Source organism: Mesorhizobium sp. BR115XR7A, assembly GCF_020165315.1.
Taxonomy (GTDB): Bacteria; Pseudomonadota; Alphaproteobacteria; order Rhizobiales; family Rhizobiaceae; genus Mesorhizobium; species Mesorhizobium australicum.
In genome coordinates this window covers 211,434-228,595 of sequence record NZ_JAIUHW010000009.1, presented here as the reverse complement: position 1 = coordinate 228,595, position 17,162 = coordinate 211,434, and the positions used below count along the sequence as shown (strand labels likewise).

The following is a 17,162-nucleotide window of genomic DNA, read 5'->3' as shown; positions in this document are numbered from 1 at the left end:
TGGCTCACCCTGATCCTTGCGGCACGTCTTGCGAAATGCTTTTCGAACCATGCGGCTTTTCGCATGCTTCGCATCTGGTATCGTACAGGCCAGCGTCCGGCCGTCCACCTGTCGCTCGCGGCAACAGCCGGAGAGGCCAATATGTTACGCCAATCCAGTCTGTTTTGTGCGACAAAATAAGACAGCACTACTGTCCTAAATTTTTATGGCAGAATTCCTAAACGCGCACAAGACCGATTCACAAAAAACTTGGAGTTTTGGCGACATAAAATTACGCGGAGTTGAGGAAAAACGTAAGCTTAAGTCGCCCACGCTTGCCGCCACGTTGGCTGGCTTTAACGGTTTTCCGGCGCCTGGCCCTTGCGGTCGGCGCGTTAAACCGGTCAACTCCGGCTGATTTCCCCAACACAGGCAGATGCATGTTCTTCGCTTCCGACAATTGGGCAGGCGCCCATCCCAATATCGTTGCCGGCCTGTCGGCCGCGGCCGGCGGCTTTGCCACCGCTTATGGTGACAGCGCCCTCGACGAGGCGGTTTATCGGCGCTTTAGTGAAATATTCGAACGCGAGGTCGCGGTGTTCTTCGTGGCAACCGGCACCGCCGCCAATTCGCTGTCGTTGACCGCTTTCAACAAGCCGGGCGGCATTTCCTTCGCTCACCGAGAATCGCATGTCATCGAGGATGAATGTGGCGCGCCGGAGTATTTTTCCGGCGGCTCGCGGCTGCACGCCGTCGACGGTCCGCTGGGCAAGATCGACCCGCCCAATCTGGACAGGGCGATCGGCCGTTTTGCAAGCGAGGTCGTCCATTGGGGCCGGCCGATGGCGGTCTCGATCACCCAGTCGACCGAGGTCGGCACCGTCTATGGTCTGGACGACATCGATGCGATCTCGGCCATCGCCAAACAGCATTCCGTGCCACTGCACATGGATGGCGCCCGCTTTGCCAATGCGCTGGCCGCGCTCGACACCACGCCGGCCGAAATGACCTGGAAACGCGGGGTCGATGTCCTGTCCTTCGGCGGTACCAAGAACGGTTGCTGGTGTGCCGAGGCGATCGTGCTGTTCGACCTCGACCGTGCCAAGGAATTGGCCTTCCTACGCAAGCGTGCCGCACAGCTGCTTTCGAAGTCGCGTTTCGTCGCGGCGCAGTTCGAAGCCTATTTCAAGGACGGGCTGTGGCTCGACACCGCCAGGCATGCCAATGCCATGGCCGCGCGCCTGGCGGCGGCGATCGAGGATTCGGCCACGGCAAAGCTCGCTTGGCTGCCGCAGGCTAATGAGGTGTTTGCGGTGATCGAGAAAACCGAAGCAGACAGGCTGCAGGCGGCAGGCGCGGCCTTCTATGACTGGCACAGGCCGCATGGCTTTGACGGCCATATCGGCGAGGACGAACTGCTCTATCGCTTCGTCACCAGCTTTGCCACGACGACTGAGGAAGTCGACCGCTTTGGCCAGCTGATCGCCGGATAACAGTCAATCTTCGGACAAAAAAGCGGCGCCTCGCGGCGCCGCTTCCGTCTCGGGAGGAGACTTTAGATTTTATGCGGTCGTCAGGCTGCCGTCTTGGCCTCGATCTGCTTGGCCTTGGCCGGAGCCGAGGTGATGGCGATCTTGCGCGGCTTCAGCTCTTCGGGAATGTTGCGCTTGAGGTCGACGAAGAGCAGGCCGTTCTTCAGCGCGGCGCCGACGACTTCAACATGATCGGCAAGCTGGAAGCGGCGCTCGAAGGCCCTGGAGGCAATGCCGCGATAGAGCAGTTCGGAACCCTCGCCGGTGCCCTCGTCCTTGCGCTCGCCCTTCACGGTCAGCACGTTACGGTGAGCTTCGATCGAGATTTCCTCGTCCGAGAAGCCGGCGACGGCCATCGAAATCCGATAGGAGTCCTCGCCGGTGCGCTCGATGTTATAGGGCGGATAGGTCTGCGCGCCGTCGGGCTGCGCAAGCGAATCCAACATGGTGAAGAGACGGTCGAAGCCGACGGTCGAACGGTAAAGCGGGGAAAAATCAACGTGACGCATGAGGTGTTCTCCTGTTGAGCAACATGGTTTGCGTATGGTCGGTGCGAAACCCGCGAGCGGCGTTTCGGGAGGACCAGCGGCCCCGATTGGCGACCGCAACCCACATCTGGGGAGCGCTCGAAAGCATTTCAAGTTTCGTTTGACGGCAAAAAAGAACGAGGCGGCCAACCTGATGAACGGCAGATGAACCGGTGCTTCGGCGCCCGTTCAGACAGCCCGCGCTAAAGTGGCTTTCAAGATCAAGGATTGGCGGCGCCGGATCTGCGAAGGTGCCGCAACGAGGCCGAACCGGGTGTTAACGTCCCTTCCTCCCGGATCGACAGGGGCCGGAAGCGCGCTCAAAGCCGCTTCCGGCCTGACCCGTCTCAGCCCTCAATAACCCGGATTTGCTTTGCTTTTGATGTGTTGGCGTCTATCACCGTGACGAGGCCAGCCGCGACCAGCTGGCGCGCAAGGACGCCGAGCACAAAGCGCCGAATGACGGATCTTTTCTACGACACTCCGCTCTTCCACGAAACCGAGGGCAATCCGCGACCGGAAAACGCCACGGGCGGCTTTTTCACCACGCGCGACGGCAAGAAAATACGTTATGGCCTGTTCGCGGCGGTGGCGCGGCCGATGCGGGGCACCGTGGTGCTGCTTGGCGGCCGCAACGAGTGCATTGAGAAATATTTCGAGACCATCCGTGACCTTGCCGCGCGTGGCTTTGGTGTCGCCATCCTGGACTGGCGCGGTCAGGGCGGTTCGGACAGGCTGATCCGCGATCGCCAGCGTGGCTATGTCAGGTCGTTCCGCGACTATACGGCTGACCTGGAGCAGTTCTTCGAAGAGATCGTGCTGCCGGACTGCCGCGGACCGTACTATATCCTCGCCCATTCGGCCGGCGCTGTGATCGCGCTGCTTGCCGCGCCGTCGATGGTAAACCGCGTGCGGCGCATGGTGCTGATCGCGCCGTTCCTGACATTGCCCGACCTGCCGGTCTCGATAGGGACGGTGCGCCGGATCTGTTCGTTTTTCTGCGCCCTGGGGCTCGGCTGGCTTTATGCCGCCTGGGGTCCAAGGCCGAGACACACGCTGCCCTTCGAAGCCAACAAGGTGACATCGGATCCGCAACGCTATCGCCGTAACACGCGCATTTATGAAGAATATCCGCAAATGGCGCTCGGCGGCCCGACGATCCGCTGGCTGCAGGCGGCGGCGAAGGCGTCGGCAGCCATCAGCGACCCCGACTTCATGGCCCGCATTCAGGTGCCGCTGCTGATCATCGCCGCCGGCGCCGACCAGGTCGTCTCGACCAGGGCGGTGGAGGCATATGCGAGAAATCTACGGCTGGGTTCGCTGTTGATGATCGACGGTGCCAAGCACGAAATCCTGCAGGAAGCCGATCTCTACCGCGAACAATTCCTCGCCGCCTTCGACGCCTTCGTCCCCGGCTCAGATGACCCGACAGCCTGACGGGCCGCGGCTCTTCCGCGAGAGGGCGTAGCTGACACTCCCTTTTTCAGGAAGGAGGCGCTGGCGGCGTTCAGGCAGACCTATGGGCGTACGCCGGCGGCATTCCAGCGGTCGAGAGCCGCCGACCGGAGGCGATGTCAGCCGCGCAGGGCAGCCATGGCGGCGGCATGAAGCTCCGGTGTCGCGGCCGCTAGAACGTCGCCGCCATTCTCCGCCGGTCCGCCGTCGAAAGTGGTGACGACCCCGCCTGCCTTCTCGATGATCGGGATCAGCGCCACGATGTCGTAGGGCTTCAATCCAGGATCGGCGACGATGTCGACGCTCCCCGAGGCGATCATGGCGAAGGCATAGCAATCGGCGCCGTAACGGGCGAGCTGGATTTGCCGCTCGAACGCGTCATAGCGATTGCGTGCCTCGCCCTTGAACAGCGCCGGCGTTGTGGTGAACAACGTGGCCTCGGCCAGCTTCGTCGTCTTGCGGGTCGTCAGCTTGCGGGGGCCTCCCGGCCCCTCATAATGTGATCCGGAGGCGTTGGCGTAGAACAGCTCGCCGGTGAAGGGCTGGGCCATCATGCCGGCGACCGCGTCACCATCGACCGTCAGCCCGACCAGCGTCCCCCACACCGGCAGGCCGGAGATGAAGGCACGGGTGCCGTCGATCGGATCGATCACCCAGACATGCCGGCTGGAGATGTTCTCGCTGCCATGCTCTTCGCCCAGGATGCCGTGGTCGGGATACTCGGCCGATATCAGCGTCCTGATGGCGCGCTCGGCCTCGCGGTCGGCCTCCGTGACCGGATCGAAACTGCCTTTTTCCTTGTTGGCGACCGCGCCCTGGGCGCGGAAGCGCGGCAAGGTCTCCGCCGCCGCCGCTTGCGCGATACGGCGCATGAAATCGATGCTGATGTCCAACTGATTCTCCCGCTTTGCAGCGCGCCCGAGCCGGGGCTTGCCGCGACTTCCCCGCCAAGACAAGCTTGTCTATCGATTTATCCGCCGCGACAATTGTTGCCGGAATGTCACTCCAACGTCATCGAAACGCAATTTCCACATCACTCTGAATTAAAAAAGCCTAAACGTCGCTTGACATTTGTGCGCTGCACAATACCCTCAATCTCGGACAGGGTTTCCTGTCCATGCCCTCCTTGGGCGTTTCCTCCCTAGACTTCGACCGTATCGTGCAAACGATGCGGTCTTTTTTTCACGGCCGCTCCTGGAGCGGGCCGTCCAAAGAAGCACACAAAAAATCTTGGGCGGTGGCACGCATGAGACAAGGCGTGGTCTTCACTCCGCGGCCAGCGGCAGATCGATGAAATGATGGTCCGGCATCGCCATCAGGTCGGCTGAAAACCGCGTCAGGTCGTCGGCCAGCGCGTCGAAGCCGGCGGCTTTCTCGAATGTCCGCTCATTCATGTAGAGCCCGCGATTGACCTCGATCTGCAGCGCGTGCAAATGACGCGCCGGACGGCCGTAATGCTCGGTGATGAACCCGCCGGCGTAAGGCTTGTTGTGGGCAACCGTATAGCCCATCGCGGTCAACAGGCCGATCGCGGTTTCGGTCAGGGCCGCGGTGGCCGAGATGCCGAAACGGTCGCCGATGATGAAATCCGGCCGCAGCCCGTTGTCCCCGACACGGATGCTCGCCGGCATCGAATGGCAATCGATCAGCACGGCAAAGCCGAACCGGGCGTGGGTCCTGGTCAAAAGCCGCTTCAGCGTTTCGTGATAGGGCTTGTAGACGGCCTCGATGCGGGCAACCGCCTCGGCGAGCGGCAAGCGGCCCGAATAGATGTCGAGCCCCTCGCCCACCAGCTTCGGCACGGTGCCGAGCCCGCCGGCCACGCGCGCGGAGCGGATGTTGCAGAAGGACGGCACAGGCTCGGCGAACATGCGCGGGTCGAGTTCCCAGGGCTCGCGGTTGACGTCGAGATAGGCGCGCGGGAAATTCGCCGCCAGCAGCGGCGCGCCGAGCGCCACGGCGCCGCCGAACAACTCGTCGACATAGCAATCCTCCGAGCGGCGGATCGCATTGCGATCGAGCCTTGCCATGGCAAGGAAGCGTTCGGGATAGTAGCGGCCGCTATGCGGCGAGTTGAAAAGGAAGGGGACGCGCTGCTCGGCGCCCGACCGGATTTCGAAGGGTGGAAAGACCGAAAAATCCTCGGCTGCCGTCTTCAATTTGAACGAACCCGAAAACACCAGTGCATCATGGCATGAAACTGCCACCTTGCTGGCCGCATGTCCAGCATTTCGGCGGTCGTGCCGCTGGGCAAATGTGGGTCAGGCGCGTCCGCGTTCACTTGATGTTTACTCTCACCTCCTCATATACAGGATGGTTAACGGGCCTGCCCCACGGCAGTCTCCGGCGGGTGATTCGGACGGGATAACATGGCACGCATTCTTCTGGCGGAAGACGACGACGATATGCGTCGGTTCCTCGTCAAGGCGCTGGAGCGCGCCGGCTATCAGGTCAGCGATTTCGACAACGGCGCCAGCGCCTATGAGCGGCTGCGTGAGGAACCGTTCTCGCTGCTTCTGACCGACATCGTCATGCCGGAGATGGACGGCATCGAACTGGCGCGTCGCGCCACCGAGATCGATCCCGATCTCAAGGTCATGTTCATCACCGGTTTTGCCGCCGTCGCGCTGAACCCGGATTCCAAGGCGCCGAAAGACGCCAAGGTGCTGTCCAAGCCCTTCCACCTGCGCGATCTGGTCAACGAGGTCGAGAAGATGCTGCAGGCGGCTTGAACCGCCTTTCGCAAGCCGCCGGCGTCGGTCCACAGCCGCGGCGGGACGACGTGTTTTTCCTCTTTTCCTGCTATTGACGCGCCTGACCAAAAATGGTGTATGCGCGGCTTCGGATGGGCGTGTAGCTCAGCGGGAGAGCACTGCATTGACATTGCAGGGGTCACAGGTTCAATCCCTGTCACGCCCACCATCCAACCCAGATATTCGGACCTTGCATCAATACGCGAGCGTCTTGGCGCTCACCGGAATGGACGACGGGTGATCCGATCGCGAAACGCGTTTTAGGCCCCCGCGACAGCACACAGGCTTTTCATCCGCGAAATGGCAAGGTCGGGGTCGGCCAGCAATCCTGCCTGGTCGGCGAGGCGAAAGACGTCGGCATAATGGCGGATGCCGCGCGCCGACTGCATGCCGCCGACCATCGAGAAATGGTCCTGGTGGCCGTTGAGCCAGGCCATGAAGACAATGCCGGCCTTGTAATATTCAGTCGGCGCCTCGAAGATTTTTCGTGACAGCGGCACGGTCGGCGCCATCAACGCGTCGTAGCCGGCACGATCGCCGGCAGCCAGCTTCGCCAGCGCGGCATTGGCGGCCGGTGCGATCGCGTCGAAAATGCCGAGCAGCGCATGCGAGTGCCGCTTGCCGTCTCCGGCGATCAGCTCGGGATAATTGAAGTCGTCGCCGGTGAACATCATGACGCCGTCTGGCAGCCGGTTCCTGAGCGCCACTTCCTTGCCGGCGTCGAGCAGCGATATCTTGATGCCTTCGACCTTGCCAGCATTGCGCTCCATGATGGCGATCACCGTATCGAGCGTGGTCTCGAAATCGTCACTGCCCCAGTAGCCTTTCAAGGTCGGATCGAACATGTCGCCCAGCCAGTGCAGGATGACCTTGCCGGAGGCCTGGCCCAATATGCGGTCGTAAACCAGGGCGTAATCGTCTGGCCCCTTCGCCACGGCCGCCAGCGCGCGGCTGGCCATCATGATCGCCTTGCCGCCCTGGCCTTCGATGAAAGCGAACTGCTCCTCATAGGCGGCGACAACGTCGTCGACCGTCCTGGCCTTCGACGGTGCCAGATGGTCGGTGCCCGCACCCGAGGCGAGATCGGCGCCAGCGGCGGTCCGCGCCTCCGCGATTGAACGGCGGATCAATTCCTGCGCATTCGTCCAATCGAAACCCATGCCGCGCTGCGACGTGTCCATTGCCTCGGCGATGCGGAAGCCGAGCCGCCATAGATGATGACGAAACGCCATCGTCCTGTCCCAATCGACAACGGGCCGCGACCATGGATCTGTCATTCCCAGCGGATCGGCGACGACATGCGCGGCGGCATAGGCGATGCGCGAAAACCGCGCGCCGGTCACCGGCTGGACCGGCTGTCCGACAAGCGCGTAGGGTGTGCTGCGGCCACCCTCGCCAGGCAAGGCAATGTCCATGGATCTCTCCCTTTCGTGTCTCCTAAATGGAACGTTCCAATAAATCAAGAACCTTTAAGGTTTGAGATGGACGGCCAGCGATGCTGCGTTGCAACACAACGACCCCTTGGGTAGCATATCGTTTGACCACATATGACCTGCTGCTCTTGCTAGAGAAAAATCCTGATTGACTCATCCTCGGAGCAAGGATTAGAACGTTCCAATAAATTCGATTGAAAAAACCGGGGAGGATATCTGGATGGCCAGCCGGCCGAAGGCGACGATCTTCGACATCGCCCGCGAAGCAGGCGTGTCCAAATCGACGGTGTCGCTCGTGCTCCAGGGCAGCGGCCTGATCCGCCCCGAAACCGCGGTCAAGGTGCGCAAGGCGATCGAGGATGTCGGCTATGTCTATAACCGCGGCGCCGCCAATCTGCGCAAGGCCCACTCCAACGTCATCGGCATGGTCATCAACGACCTCACCAATCCGTTCTTCGCCGAGATGGCGGTCGGCATGGAGCGGGTCTTCCAGTCGGCCGGCATCGTGCCCTTCATCGCCAACACTGCCGAAAATCCGGTGCGCCAGGAAGAAGTGCTGAAGTCTCTGATGGAACAGGGCGTCGCCGGGCTCATCGTTTCCCCGGCGCGCGGCACGACGCCAGGGGCGTTCCGGCGGCTGGAAATAGCCGGTCTGCCGATTGCCTTCGCCATGCGCCGGCTGCCTGAAAGCCGCATTCCGGTGATTGCTCCCGACAATCATCGGGGCGCCTATCTCGCGACTTCGCATCTCGTCGGCAAGGGGCATCGCCGCCTGGCCTTCTTCGGCGGTTCGTCCGACCTCGTCGTTTATCATGAGCGCCTGGGCGGCTTTCGCGAGGCCTGCGAGACGCTCGGCATCGACGCCCGCGATGCGCTTATCATCGAGGGCGAGACCAACCGCAAGGGCGGCATGGCCTGTCTGGAAACGTCGCTGGCAATGGCCGAGCCGCCGACCGCGGCGCTGTGCTTCAACGATGCCGTTGCCTTTGGCGTCATGCTGGCGCTGCGCAAGCGCGGACTTGAGCCGGGCGCGGATTTCGCTGTCGTCGGCTTCGACGATGTGGTCGAGGCCGAACATTATATGCCGCCGCTGACCAGCGTAGCGGTGGACTCCGCCGGTCTCGGCGAACGCGCGGCCCACGTCATGATCAAGATGATCCAGTCGCGCACCACGCGGGCCGAGGATCATGTCGGCGCCGTCAATCTCGTGGTCAGGGAAAGCTGCGGCCCGGATCGCCGCACGCGAAAAAGGCCCGTGGCAGCGGGAACCGCGACATGAGCGTCAAATGGGGGCTGATCGGCGCCAGCACGATCGCCCGGCAATTCATGATCGATGCCATTCGCGCTCAACCCGATGGCGAGATCGCGGCTGTCATGAGTTCCAGCGCGGAACGCGCCACGGCCTATGCAAGGGAAAATGGCATTCCAGCCGCCGTATCGAATCTCGACGCCTTGCTCGGATCCGACATCGACGCCGTCTACATCTCGACCACCAATGAACTGCATTTCGAACAGGCGCTGGCCGCCGCCAATGCGGGAAAGCATGTGCTGTGCGAGAAGCCGCTGGCGCTGACCAGCGATGACGCGCGCAAGATGGTCGCTTCGGCCAAGGAGGCTGGCATCGTGCTCGGTACCAATCATCATCTGCGCAATGCCGGCGCGCACCGTGCCATGCGCGACGCCGTTGCCGCGGGCCGCATCGGCAACCCCATTGCCGCGCGTGTCTTCCATTCCGTCTACCTGCCCGAAAACCTGCAGGGCTGGCGCATCGCCAGGCCCGAGGCGGGCGGCGGGGTGGTGCTCGACATCACCGTGCACGATGCAGACACGCTGCGCTTCGTGCTTGGCGACGATCCGGTCGAGGTTTCCGCTTTCACGCAATCCGCAGGCATGGCCGGGAGCGGGCTGGAAGATGGCGCCATGTGCGTCTGGCGCTTCAAATCGGGCCTTATCGCGCAATCGCATGAGGGGTTCACCACCAGGTTTGCCGACACCGGCTTCGAGGTGCACGGCTCGCAGGGCTCGCTCATCGCCCGCGATGTGATGACGCAGAAGCCGGCCGGCTCGGTCCTCCTGCGCACCGCCAGCGGCGAAGAACAGTTGAGCTTCGACCGCGAGGATCTATACGCCAGGTCGGTACGCGGGTTCCATGCCGCGGTCCGTGGCGAGGGCCAGCCTTCCGCCACCGGAGAAGACGGCATCTGGTCGCTCGCCGCGGCCGAGGCGGCATTGCAATCGGCGGCTTCCGGCAAGACCGTCAAGATCGACCCGAAACTCGGGAGCATGAATTGAGCAAGGTCGTCTCATCGGCGCAGGCCGCCAGCCTGATCAAGGACGGCATGGTCGTCTCGGTGTCCTCGTCGAGCGGCCTCGGCTGTCCAGACGCCGTGCTCGCCGCGATCGGCGAACGCTTCGATGGCGAGGGCCATCCGAAGGATATCACCACGCTGCACCCGATCGCCGCCGGCGACATGTATGGCATCAAGGGAATCGATCATCTGGCGAAGCCCGGCCTCTTGAAGCGTACGCTGTGCGGCTCCTATCCGTCAGGTCCCTCCTCCGCCGAGCCGCCGCAAATCTGGAAGATGATCGGCGACAATGCGGTTGCCGCCTATAACGTGCCGTCCGGCATCCTGTTCGACATGCACCGAGAGGCCGCCGCCAAGCGACCGGGCGTGCTGACCAAGGTCGGCCTCGACACTTTCGCCGACCCGCGCCACCAGGGCTGCGCCATGAACGCCGCCGCCGCCGAGCCGATCGTGTCGGTGCAGCAATTCGACGGCGAAGAATGGCTCTATTTCCGCGCCATCGTGCCGCAGGTCTCGATCATCCGTGCCACCACGGCTGACGAGCGCGGCAACCTTACCTACGAGCATGAGGGGGCCTATCTCGGCGGGCTGGAGCAGGCGCTCGCCGCCCGCAACAATGGCGGCATCGTCATCGCGCAGGTCAAACGCGTCGTCGAGAACGGCACGTTGAAGCCGCATGATGTGCGCGTGCCGGGCGTGCTGGTCGACCATATCGTCATTGCGCCGGATCAGTTGCAGACGACGCTGACGCCCTACGATCCCGCAATCTCCGGCGAGATCTTCCGGCCGCTGTCGAGCTTCCGCAATGCCGAAATGAATGTCCAAAAGGTGATCGCGCGCCGGGTCGCCATGGAGCTTCGCGACGGCATGGCCGTCAACATCGGCTTCGGCATTTCGGCCAACGTGCCTCGTATTCTTCTGGAAGAAGGCCAGCACGGCAAGGTCACCTGGCTGATCGAACAGGGCGCGGTCGGCGGCGTGCCGTTGCTCGACTTCAAGTTCGGCTGCGCCTCCAACGCCGAGGCGATCATGCCCTCGCCGCACCAGTTCATCTATTTCCAGGCCGGTGGCTTCGACGCTTCGCTGCTCTCCTTCCTGCAGATCGACCGCCACGGCTCGGTCAACGTGTCCAGGCTTTCGGCGCGGCCGCATGTCACCGCCGGCGCCGGCGGCTTCGTCGACATCACGTCACGGGCGAAGAAGATCGTTTTTTCCGGCTTCTTCAATGCCGGGGCAAAGCTGTCGCTCGCCAATGGCGGCATCCGCATCGACGCGGAAGGCAAGGTCAAGAAAGTCGTCGAGGAGGTCGAGCACATCTCCTTCTCCGGCAAGCGCGCCGTCGCGCAGGGACAGGACATCACCTATGTCACCGAGCGCTGCGTCATGAAGCTGACGCCCGATGGGCTGATGGTGATGGAACTGGCGCCGGGCATCGACCTCGAGCGCGATGTGCTGGCGCAGGCCGAGATCCCGCTCAACGTAGCCAACGACCTCAAGGTGACGCCGGCGGCACTCTACCAGGATCGGCCGATCGGCCTGTCGCTGAATGGCGGCGCCTCGCTCGGAGGCGCGCATGGCTGAGCGCCTCGTCACCTTCGAGCAGGATGGCGCGATCGGCATTGTCACCTTGCGCCGTCCGGAAAAGTTCAATGCGCTCGATATCCCGATGCTGCGCGCGCTGGAAGCGGCGCTGGACGAGGCGGAAAGCGCTCAGCATGTCCGCGTCGTCCTCATATGCGGCCAAGGCAAGGGATTTTGCGCCGGCGGCGACGTCGAGGCCTGGGGGAGCATGAGTGCCGCCGATTTCCAGGTGCAATGGGTGCGCTACGGCCACCGTGTCTTCGACCGGCTGGCGCGGCTGCGGCAACCGACCATCGCCGTTCTGTCCGGTCATGCGCTCGGCGGCGGGCTGGAACTGGCCGTGGCTTGTGATTTCCGCGTCGCGGAAACGCAGGTGAAGCTCGGCTTCCCCGAGACCTCGATCGGCGTTGTCCCCGGCTGGTCCGGCACGCAGCGCGCGGTGCGTCGCTTCGGCGCCCAGACGGTGCGTCGCATGGCTGTCGGTGGCGAGATTTTTCTGGCGCCGGAAGCGCTTGCGCTAGGCGTCGTCGATCGCGTCGTCGAAACCGGCAAGGCGTCGGATGAAGCCAGGATCTGGGCTGAAAAAATCGCCGAACGCGGACCACTGGCCACCGAAGCCGCCAAGCTGATGATTGCGGTGGCGGAAGGCGAGGAAAGTGCCGCTGCGACAGAAGCCTTGGCCAGCGGCTTCATGGCGCTCACCGGCGATCTCAAGGCCGGCGTGGGCTCCTTCAAGACCAAGCAGAAGCCCGTGTTTTCGCGTTCGTAGGACAGAGTGGAAATCACATGAATGCACCTCTGAAGATTTCCATGCCTGCCGAGGCCTCCGTGGCCCCCAAGGCATACAAGCTTCTGATCGACGGCAAGCATGTCGATGCCCGCGATGGCCGCATGCTGGAACGCAAGAGCCCCGGCCACGGCTTCATGGTTTCACACTATGCTCAGGCGGGTGCCGCCGAAGTGGAAGCCGCGGTGCAGGCGGCGCACAGGGCCTTCGAGACCGGCCCCTGGCCGCGCATGCAAGCGTCCGAACGCGCCGCGATCCTGCTTAAGGCCGCCGACCTGATCGAGATCCGGCTGGAAGACATCGCCCGGCTCGATGCGCTGGAATCCGGCAAGCCGATCGCCCAGGCGCGCGCCGAAATCGGCGGCGCCGTCGACATCTGGCGCTATGCCGCCTCACTGGCCCGAACGTTGCACGGCGAAAGCTACGCCAATCTTGGCGATGCCATGCTGGGCATCGTCCTGCGTGAGCCGATCGGCGTCGTCTCGATCATCACGCCGTGGAATTTCCCCTTCCTCATCGTCAGCCAGAAACTGCCTTTCGCGCTCGCCGCCGGCTGCACGGCCGTGGTCAAGCCAAGCGAAATGACGTCGGCCTCGACTTTCGTGCTTGGCGATATCCTGTTGGAAGCCGGCGTTCCCGCTGGAGTCGTCAACATCCTCGCAGGTCTCGGCGCCGATGTCGGCGCGCCGATGGTCAGCCATCCGCTGGTCGAGATGGTTTCGTTTACCGGTTCCACCCGCGTCGGCAAGATGACCATGGCTGCGGCCTCGAATTCCCTTAAGAGAGTTTCGATGGAACTCGGCGGCAAGAACGGCCAGATCGTCTTCCCCGATGCCGATCTTAAAGCCGCTGCCGATGCCGCGGTATTCGGCGGCTTCTTCAACGCCGGCGAGTGCTGCAATGCCGGCAGCCGGCTGATCGTGCATGAGGCGATCGCCGACGACTTCCTGGGCGCCGTGAAGGCATTGACCGCCAGGGTAACCGTGGGCGATCCGCTCGACGACCTAACCAAGGTCGGCGCGATGATTTCGTCAGACCATCTGGCCAAGGTGACGGGTTACGTCGCGGCTGCCGCGAGTGAAGGCGGCAGTATCTACAGCGGCGGCGGGCAACGCCCTTCCAATGCCGGCCAATATCTCGATCCGACGATCTTACGCAACGTCACCGAAAACATGACGGTCGCGCGCGAGGAAGTGTTCGGGCCGGTGCTCTCGGTGCTGACTTTTGAATCGATTGAAAAGGCGTTGCGCATCGCCAACAACACGCCCTATGGTCTGTCGGCGGGTGTGTGGAGCGCCAGCATCGACACCTGCATGTCGGTGGCGCGGGGCGTGCGTTCGGGGACTGTCTGGGTGAACACGTTCATGGAAGGTTATCCAGAACTGCCGTTCGGCGGCTACAAGCAGTCGGGCTTGGGCCGCGAACTCGGCAAGCGCGCTGTTGAGGACTATACCGAGGAAAAGACAATCCAGTTTCATCGCGGCCAGCGCACCGGTTGGTGGGTCGGCTGAGTTGGGAAGAACCCGGTGGGCTGCCACCGGTCGTGTAATGCAACAAGGGAGGAAGTACATGTTGCGCAAACTGCTTATCGGAACGGCGCTCGCTTCGGGCCTGGCTTTCGCGGCCCATGCCGAGGACGTCAAGGAAGTGCAGATGCTGCATTGGTGGACGTCGGGCGGCGAAGCGGCTGCTCTCAACGTGCTCAAGGGCGATCTGGCCAAGGAAGGCTATGCCTGGAAGGACGTTCCCGTGGCCGGCGGCGGCGGCGATGCCGCCATGACCGCGCTGAAGGCGATGGTCGCGGCCGGCAACTATCCGACCGCCTCGCAGATGCTCGGCTACACCGTGCTCGACTATGCCGCTGCCGGCGTGATGGGCGACCTCACAGAGACGGCGAAGAAGGAAGGCTGGGACAAGTCGGTTCCGGCCGCGCTGCAGAAGTTCTCCGTCTATGACGGCAAGTGGGTTGCCGCTCCGGTCAACGTCCACTCCGTCAACTGGCTGTGGATCAACAAGGCGGTGATGGACAAGATCGGCGGCACCGAGCCTAAGACCTTCGACGATTTCATCGCCCTGCTCGACAAGGCCAAGGCGGCTGGGGTCACCCCGCTCGCGCTTGGTGGCCAGAACTGGCAGGAAGCGACCATGTTCGATTCCGTCGTGCTGTCGACCGGCGGACCTGAGTTCTACAAGAAGGCGATGAACGACCTCGACGACGCGTCGCTCAAGTCCGACACGATGAAGAAGTCGTTCGACAATCTGGCCAAGCTCGTCACCTATGTCGACCCGAACTTCTCTGGCCGCGACTGGAACTTGGCCACCGCGATGGTCATCAAGGGCGATGCGCTGGTGCAGGTCATGGGCGACTGGGCCAAGGGCGAGTTCCACGCCGCCAACAAGACACCGGGTACGGACTTCCTCTGCTATCGCTTCCCGGGCACCGACGGCTCGGTGATCTACAACTCCGACATGTTCGGCATGTTCAACGTTCCGGACGACCGCAAGGCCGCCCAGATCGCTCTGGCCACCGCCACCTTGTCGAAGAGCTTCCAGTCGGCCTTCAACGTCGTCAAGGGTTCGGTTCCGGCCCGCACCGACGTGCCTGACACCGACTTCGACGCTTGCGGCAAGAAGGGTATCGCCGACCTGAAGAAGGCCAATGAAGGCGGCACGCTGTTCGGCTCGCTGGCCCAGGGCTATGGCGCGCCTCCGGCTGTCGCCAATGCCTACAAGGACGTCATCTCGAAGTTTGTCCACGGTCAGATCAAGACCTCGGACGAAGCCGTGACCGAACTGGTCAAGGCGATCGACGACGCCAAGTAAGCGCCGGCCACAAACACCTTCCCCGCTCCGGCGGGGAAGGTTTCCGGTCCGTGAGGCCGATCGGCCGGATGCCGACGGGAGGAACCCCATGAGCAGTGTAGCGACAACCCAGATCAAGCTGACGCCGGAGCGGTCGCGCACCTCGGTGCGCTCGCGCCTGCAGGATGCCTTGCCCAAGATCGTGCTGGCGCCGAGCTTCGCCATCACCATCGTCTTCGTCTACGGCTTCATCCTGTGGACGATCTATCTGTCCTTCACCAACTCCAAGACCTTCCCGTCCTATGCCATAACAGGCGCACGCGCCTATCAGCGATTGTGGGGCTGGACCTTCGACACCGACCCGCCATCGAGCTGGTACACGTCGATCACCAATATGGGCATTTTCGGCTTTCTCTACATCTTGATCTGCCTGGCGCTCGGCCTGTTCCTGGCCATCCTGCTCGATCAGAAGATTCGCGGCGAAGGCGTTTTGCGCCCCATCTACCTCTATCCGATGGCGCTCTCCTTCATCGTCACCGGCGTTGCCTGGAAATGGTTCCTCGACCCCGGCCTAGGTCTCGAACAGACGCTGCATCAATGGGGCTGGACGAGCTTCCATTTCGACTGGATCAAGAACAAGGATTTCGTCATCTACACCGTGGTCATCGCCGGCGTCTGGCAGGCCTCCGGCTTCATCATGGCGATGTTCCTGGCCGGCCTGCGCGGTATTGACGGCGAGATCATGAAGGCGGCGCAGATCGACGGCGCCACCACCTTCCAGCTCTATCGCCGCATCGTCATTCCGCTCTTGCGGCCGATCTTCCTGTCGGCCTTCATCGTGCTCGCGCACCTAGCCATCAAATCCTACGACCTGGTCGTGGCACTGACCAGCGGCGGCCCCGGCGGCTCGGCCTGGTTGCCGTCCAACTTCATGTATGAATACACCTTCAAGCGCAACGAAATGGCCGTCGGCTCGGCCAGCGCCGTGATCATGCTGATGACCATCGTCGCCATCATCGTGCCCTATCTCTATTCGGAACTCAGGGAGAAGTCGCGATGAGCGCCGTGACCACTCCCGCCCGCCAGGCCAGCGGCGGCATGAACGTCAAGATCGTCAACCGCATCGTCATCTACGGGCTTCTGGCGCTGTTCGCGCTGTTCTACCTGATGCCGCTGTTCGTCATGCTGGTGACCTCGTTCAAGACCATGGACGAGATCCAGAACGGCAACATGCTGGCGCTGCCAAAGGCGCCGACCTTCGATCCCTGGCTGAAGGCCTGGGGCGAGACCTGCGTCGGCCTCACCTGCGCCGGCATCAAGGGCTATTTCTGGAACTCCATCAAGATGGTGGTTCCGGCCGTGCTGATCTCAACCATGCTCGGCGCGCTCAATGGCTACGTGCTGACCAAATGGCGTTTTCGCGGCGCGACCCTGGTATTCGGGTTGATGCTGTTTGCCTGCTTCATCCCGTTCCAGTCGGTACTGTTGCCGATGGCGACGATCCTGGGCAGTCTCGGACGGTTCGGCGTGACGCTGCAGAACACGGTCGGAACCAGCTTCGGCCTCGGCAACCCGACGGTGAACCTGGTGTTCGTCCACGTCGTCTACGGCATCGGCTTCACCACGCTGTTCTTCCGCAACTATTACGAGGCGTTCCCGACCGAACTGGTCAAGGCCGCGCAGGTCGACGGCGCCTCTTTCTTCCAGATCTTTCGGCGCATCATGCTGCCGAATTCGATGCCGATCTTCGTCGTCACCGTCATTTACCAGTTCACGAACATCTGGAACGACTTCCTGTTCGCCTCCGCCTATGCCGGCACCGGCGACGCCATGCCAATGACGGTGGCGCTCAACAACGTCGTCAACACCTCGACAGGCGTCGTCGAATACAACGTCAACATGGCGGCCGCGATGATCGCGGCACTGCCCACCCTTCTCGTCTACGTGCTCGCCGGCCGCTACTTCGTGCGTGGCCTGATGGCGGGCGCGGTCAAAGGATAACCC

The 17,162-nt window shown here is 62.8% G+C and carries 15 protein-coding genes and 1 tRNA gene; 12 read left to right on the top strand and 4 right to left on the bottom strand.

All coding sequences use genetic code 11. The annotated features are described in order from the left end of the window. The first annotated feature begins 419 nt into the window (after positions 1-419). A complete protein-coding gene (locus LB557_RS20520; RefSeq protein ID WP_224641118.1) occupies positions 420-1,472 on the top strand; it encodes a threonine aldolase family protein in 1,053 nt (350 codons plus the stop codon). An 80-nt stretch (positions 1,473-1,552) separates the two neighbouring features. Here LB557_RS20520 and LB557_RS20515 read toward each other — a convergent pair whose 3' ends face one another. Further along, the gene (locus LB557_RS20515) at positions 1,553-2,020 is read right to left on the bottom strand and encodes an Hsp20 family protein (protein WP_013893124.1); all 468 of its coding nucleotides are present in this window, start codon (positions 2,018-2,020) and stop codon (positions 1,553-1,555) included. Positions 2,021-2,497: 477 nt separating this feature from the next. On the opposite strand from LB557_RS20515, the gene LB557_RS20510 reads away from it, so the two are divergent. After that, positions 2,498-3,475 carry an alpha/beta fold hydrolase gene (locus LB557_RS20510; RefSeq protein WP_015315833.1) on the top strand — a complete coding sequence of 326 codons (978 nt, stop codon included), beginning with the start codon at positions 2,498-2,500 and terminating at the stop codon, positions 3,473-3,475. 137 nt (positions 3,476-3,612) lie between these two features. Here the strand turns inward: LB557_RS20510 and hisN are convergent, their stop codons facing one another. Both hisN and LB557_RS20500 read right to left on the bottom strand, forming a co-directional pair. Then, positions 3,613-4,386 carry a histidinol-phosphatase gene (hisN, locus tag LB557_RS20505; protein WP_224641120.1) on the bottom strand — a complete coding sequence of 258 codons (774 nt, stop codon included), beginning with the start codon at positions 4,384-4,386 and terminating at the stop codon, positions 3,613-3,615. A 372-nt stretch (positions 4,387-4,758) separates the two neighbouring features. Then, a complete protein-coding gene (locus LB557_RS20500; RefSeq protein WP_140721345.1) occupies positions 4,759-5,700 on the bottom strand; it encodes an N-formylglutamate amidohydrolase in 942 nt (313 codons plus the stop codon). Positions 5,701-5,862: 162 nt separating this feature from the next. On the opposite strand from LB557_RS20500, the gene cpdR reads away from it, so the two are divergent. Together cpdR and LB557_RS20490 are read left to right on the top strand one after the other, a co-directional pair. Beyond that, a complete protein-coding gene (gene cpdR / locus LB557_RS20495) occupies positions 5,863-6,225 on the top strand; it encodes a cell cycle two-component system response regulator CpdR (RefSeq protein WP_006199474.1) in 363 nt (120 codons plus the stop codon). Positions 6,226-6,340: 115 nt separating this feature from the next. Beyond that, positions 6,341-6,415 (top strand) — tRNA-Val (locus LB557_RS20490). Between the two features lie 91 nt (positions 6,416-6,506). Here LB557_RS20490 and LB557_RS20485 read toward each other — a convergent pair. Continuing rightward, positions 6,507-7,661 (bottom strand): dihydrodipicolinate synthase family protein, encoded by a 1,155-nt coding sequence (locus tag LB557_RS20485; protein WP_015315830.1) that lies wholly within the window; start codon positions 7,659-7,661, stop codon positions 6,507-6,509. 238 nt (positions 7,662-7,899) lie between these two features. Here LB557_RS20485 and LB557_RS20480 point away from each other — a divergent pair, with 238 nt between their 5' ends. From LB557_RS20480 to LB557_RS20445, 8 genes are all read left to right on the top strand, one after another. After that, entirely contained in the window at positions 7,900-8,958 is a 1,059-nt protein-coding gene (locus LB557_RS20480) for a LacI family DNA-binding transcriptional regulator (RefSeq protein ID WP_140875197.1), read from the top strand. Beyond that, positions 8,955-9,971: a Gfo/Idh/MocA family protein gene (locus tag LB557_RS20475; protein WP_224641122.1), complete on the top strand. Its 1,017-nt coding sequence runs from the start codon at positions 8,955-8,957 to the stop codon at positions 9,969-9,971. Before LB557_RS20480 ends, LB557_RS20475 begins: the two co-directional genes overlap by 4 nt. Next, the gene (locus tag LB557_RS20470) at positions 9,968-11,569 is read left to right on the top strand and encodes an acyl CoA:acetate/3-ketoacid CoA transferase (protein ID WP_140619356.1); all 1,602 of its coding nucleotides are present in this window, start codon (positions 9,968-9,970) and stop codon (positions 11,567-11,569) included. The genes LB557_RS20475 and LB557_RS20470 overlap by 4 nt, the downstream gene beginning before the upstream one ends. Then, entirely contained in the window at positions 11,562-12,338 is a 777-nt protein-coding gene (locus LB557_RS20465; RefSeq protein ID WP_140875191.1) for an enoyl-CoA hydratase/isomerase family protein, read from the top strand. The genes LB557_RS20470 and LB557_RS20465 overlap by 8 nt, the downstream gene beginning before the upstream one ends. A 17-nt stretch (positions 12,339-12,355) precedes the next feature. Beyond that, positions 12,356-13,867, top strand: a complete 1,512-nt coding sequence (locus LB557_RS20460; protein ID WP_224641124.1) for an aldehyde dehydrogenase family protein — start codon at positions 12,356-12,358, stop codon at positions 13,865-13,867. A 58-nt stretch (positions 13,868-13,925) separates the two neighbouring features. Continuing rightward, positions 13,926-15,179, top strand: a complete 1,254-nt coding sequence (locus tag LB557_RS20455) for an ABC transporter substrate-binding protein (protein WP_140789006.1) — start codon at positions 13,926-13,928, stop codon at positions 15,177-15,179. Positions 15,180-15,267: 88 nt separating this feature from the next. After that, a complete protein-coding gene (locus tag LB557_RS20450) occupies positions 15,268-16,218 on the top strand; it encodes a carbohydrate ABC transporter permease (RefSeq protein WP_015315823.1) in 951 nt (316 codons plus the stop codon). Continuing rightward, the gene (locus LB557_RS20445; RefSeq protein WP_140823108.1) at positions 16,215-17,159 is read left to right on the top strand and encodes a carbohydrate ABC transporter permease; all 945 of its coding nucleotides are present in this window, start codon (positions 16,215-16,217) and stop codon (positions 17,157-17,159) included. The genes LB557_RS20450 and LB557_RS20445 overlap by 4 nt, the downstream gene beginning before the upstream one ends. Positions 17,160-17,162: the final 3 nt, after the last annotated feature.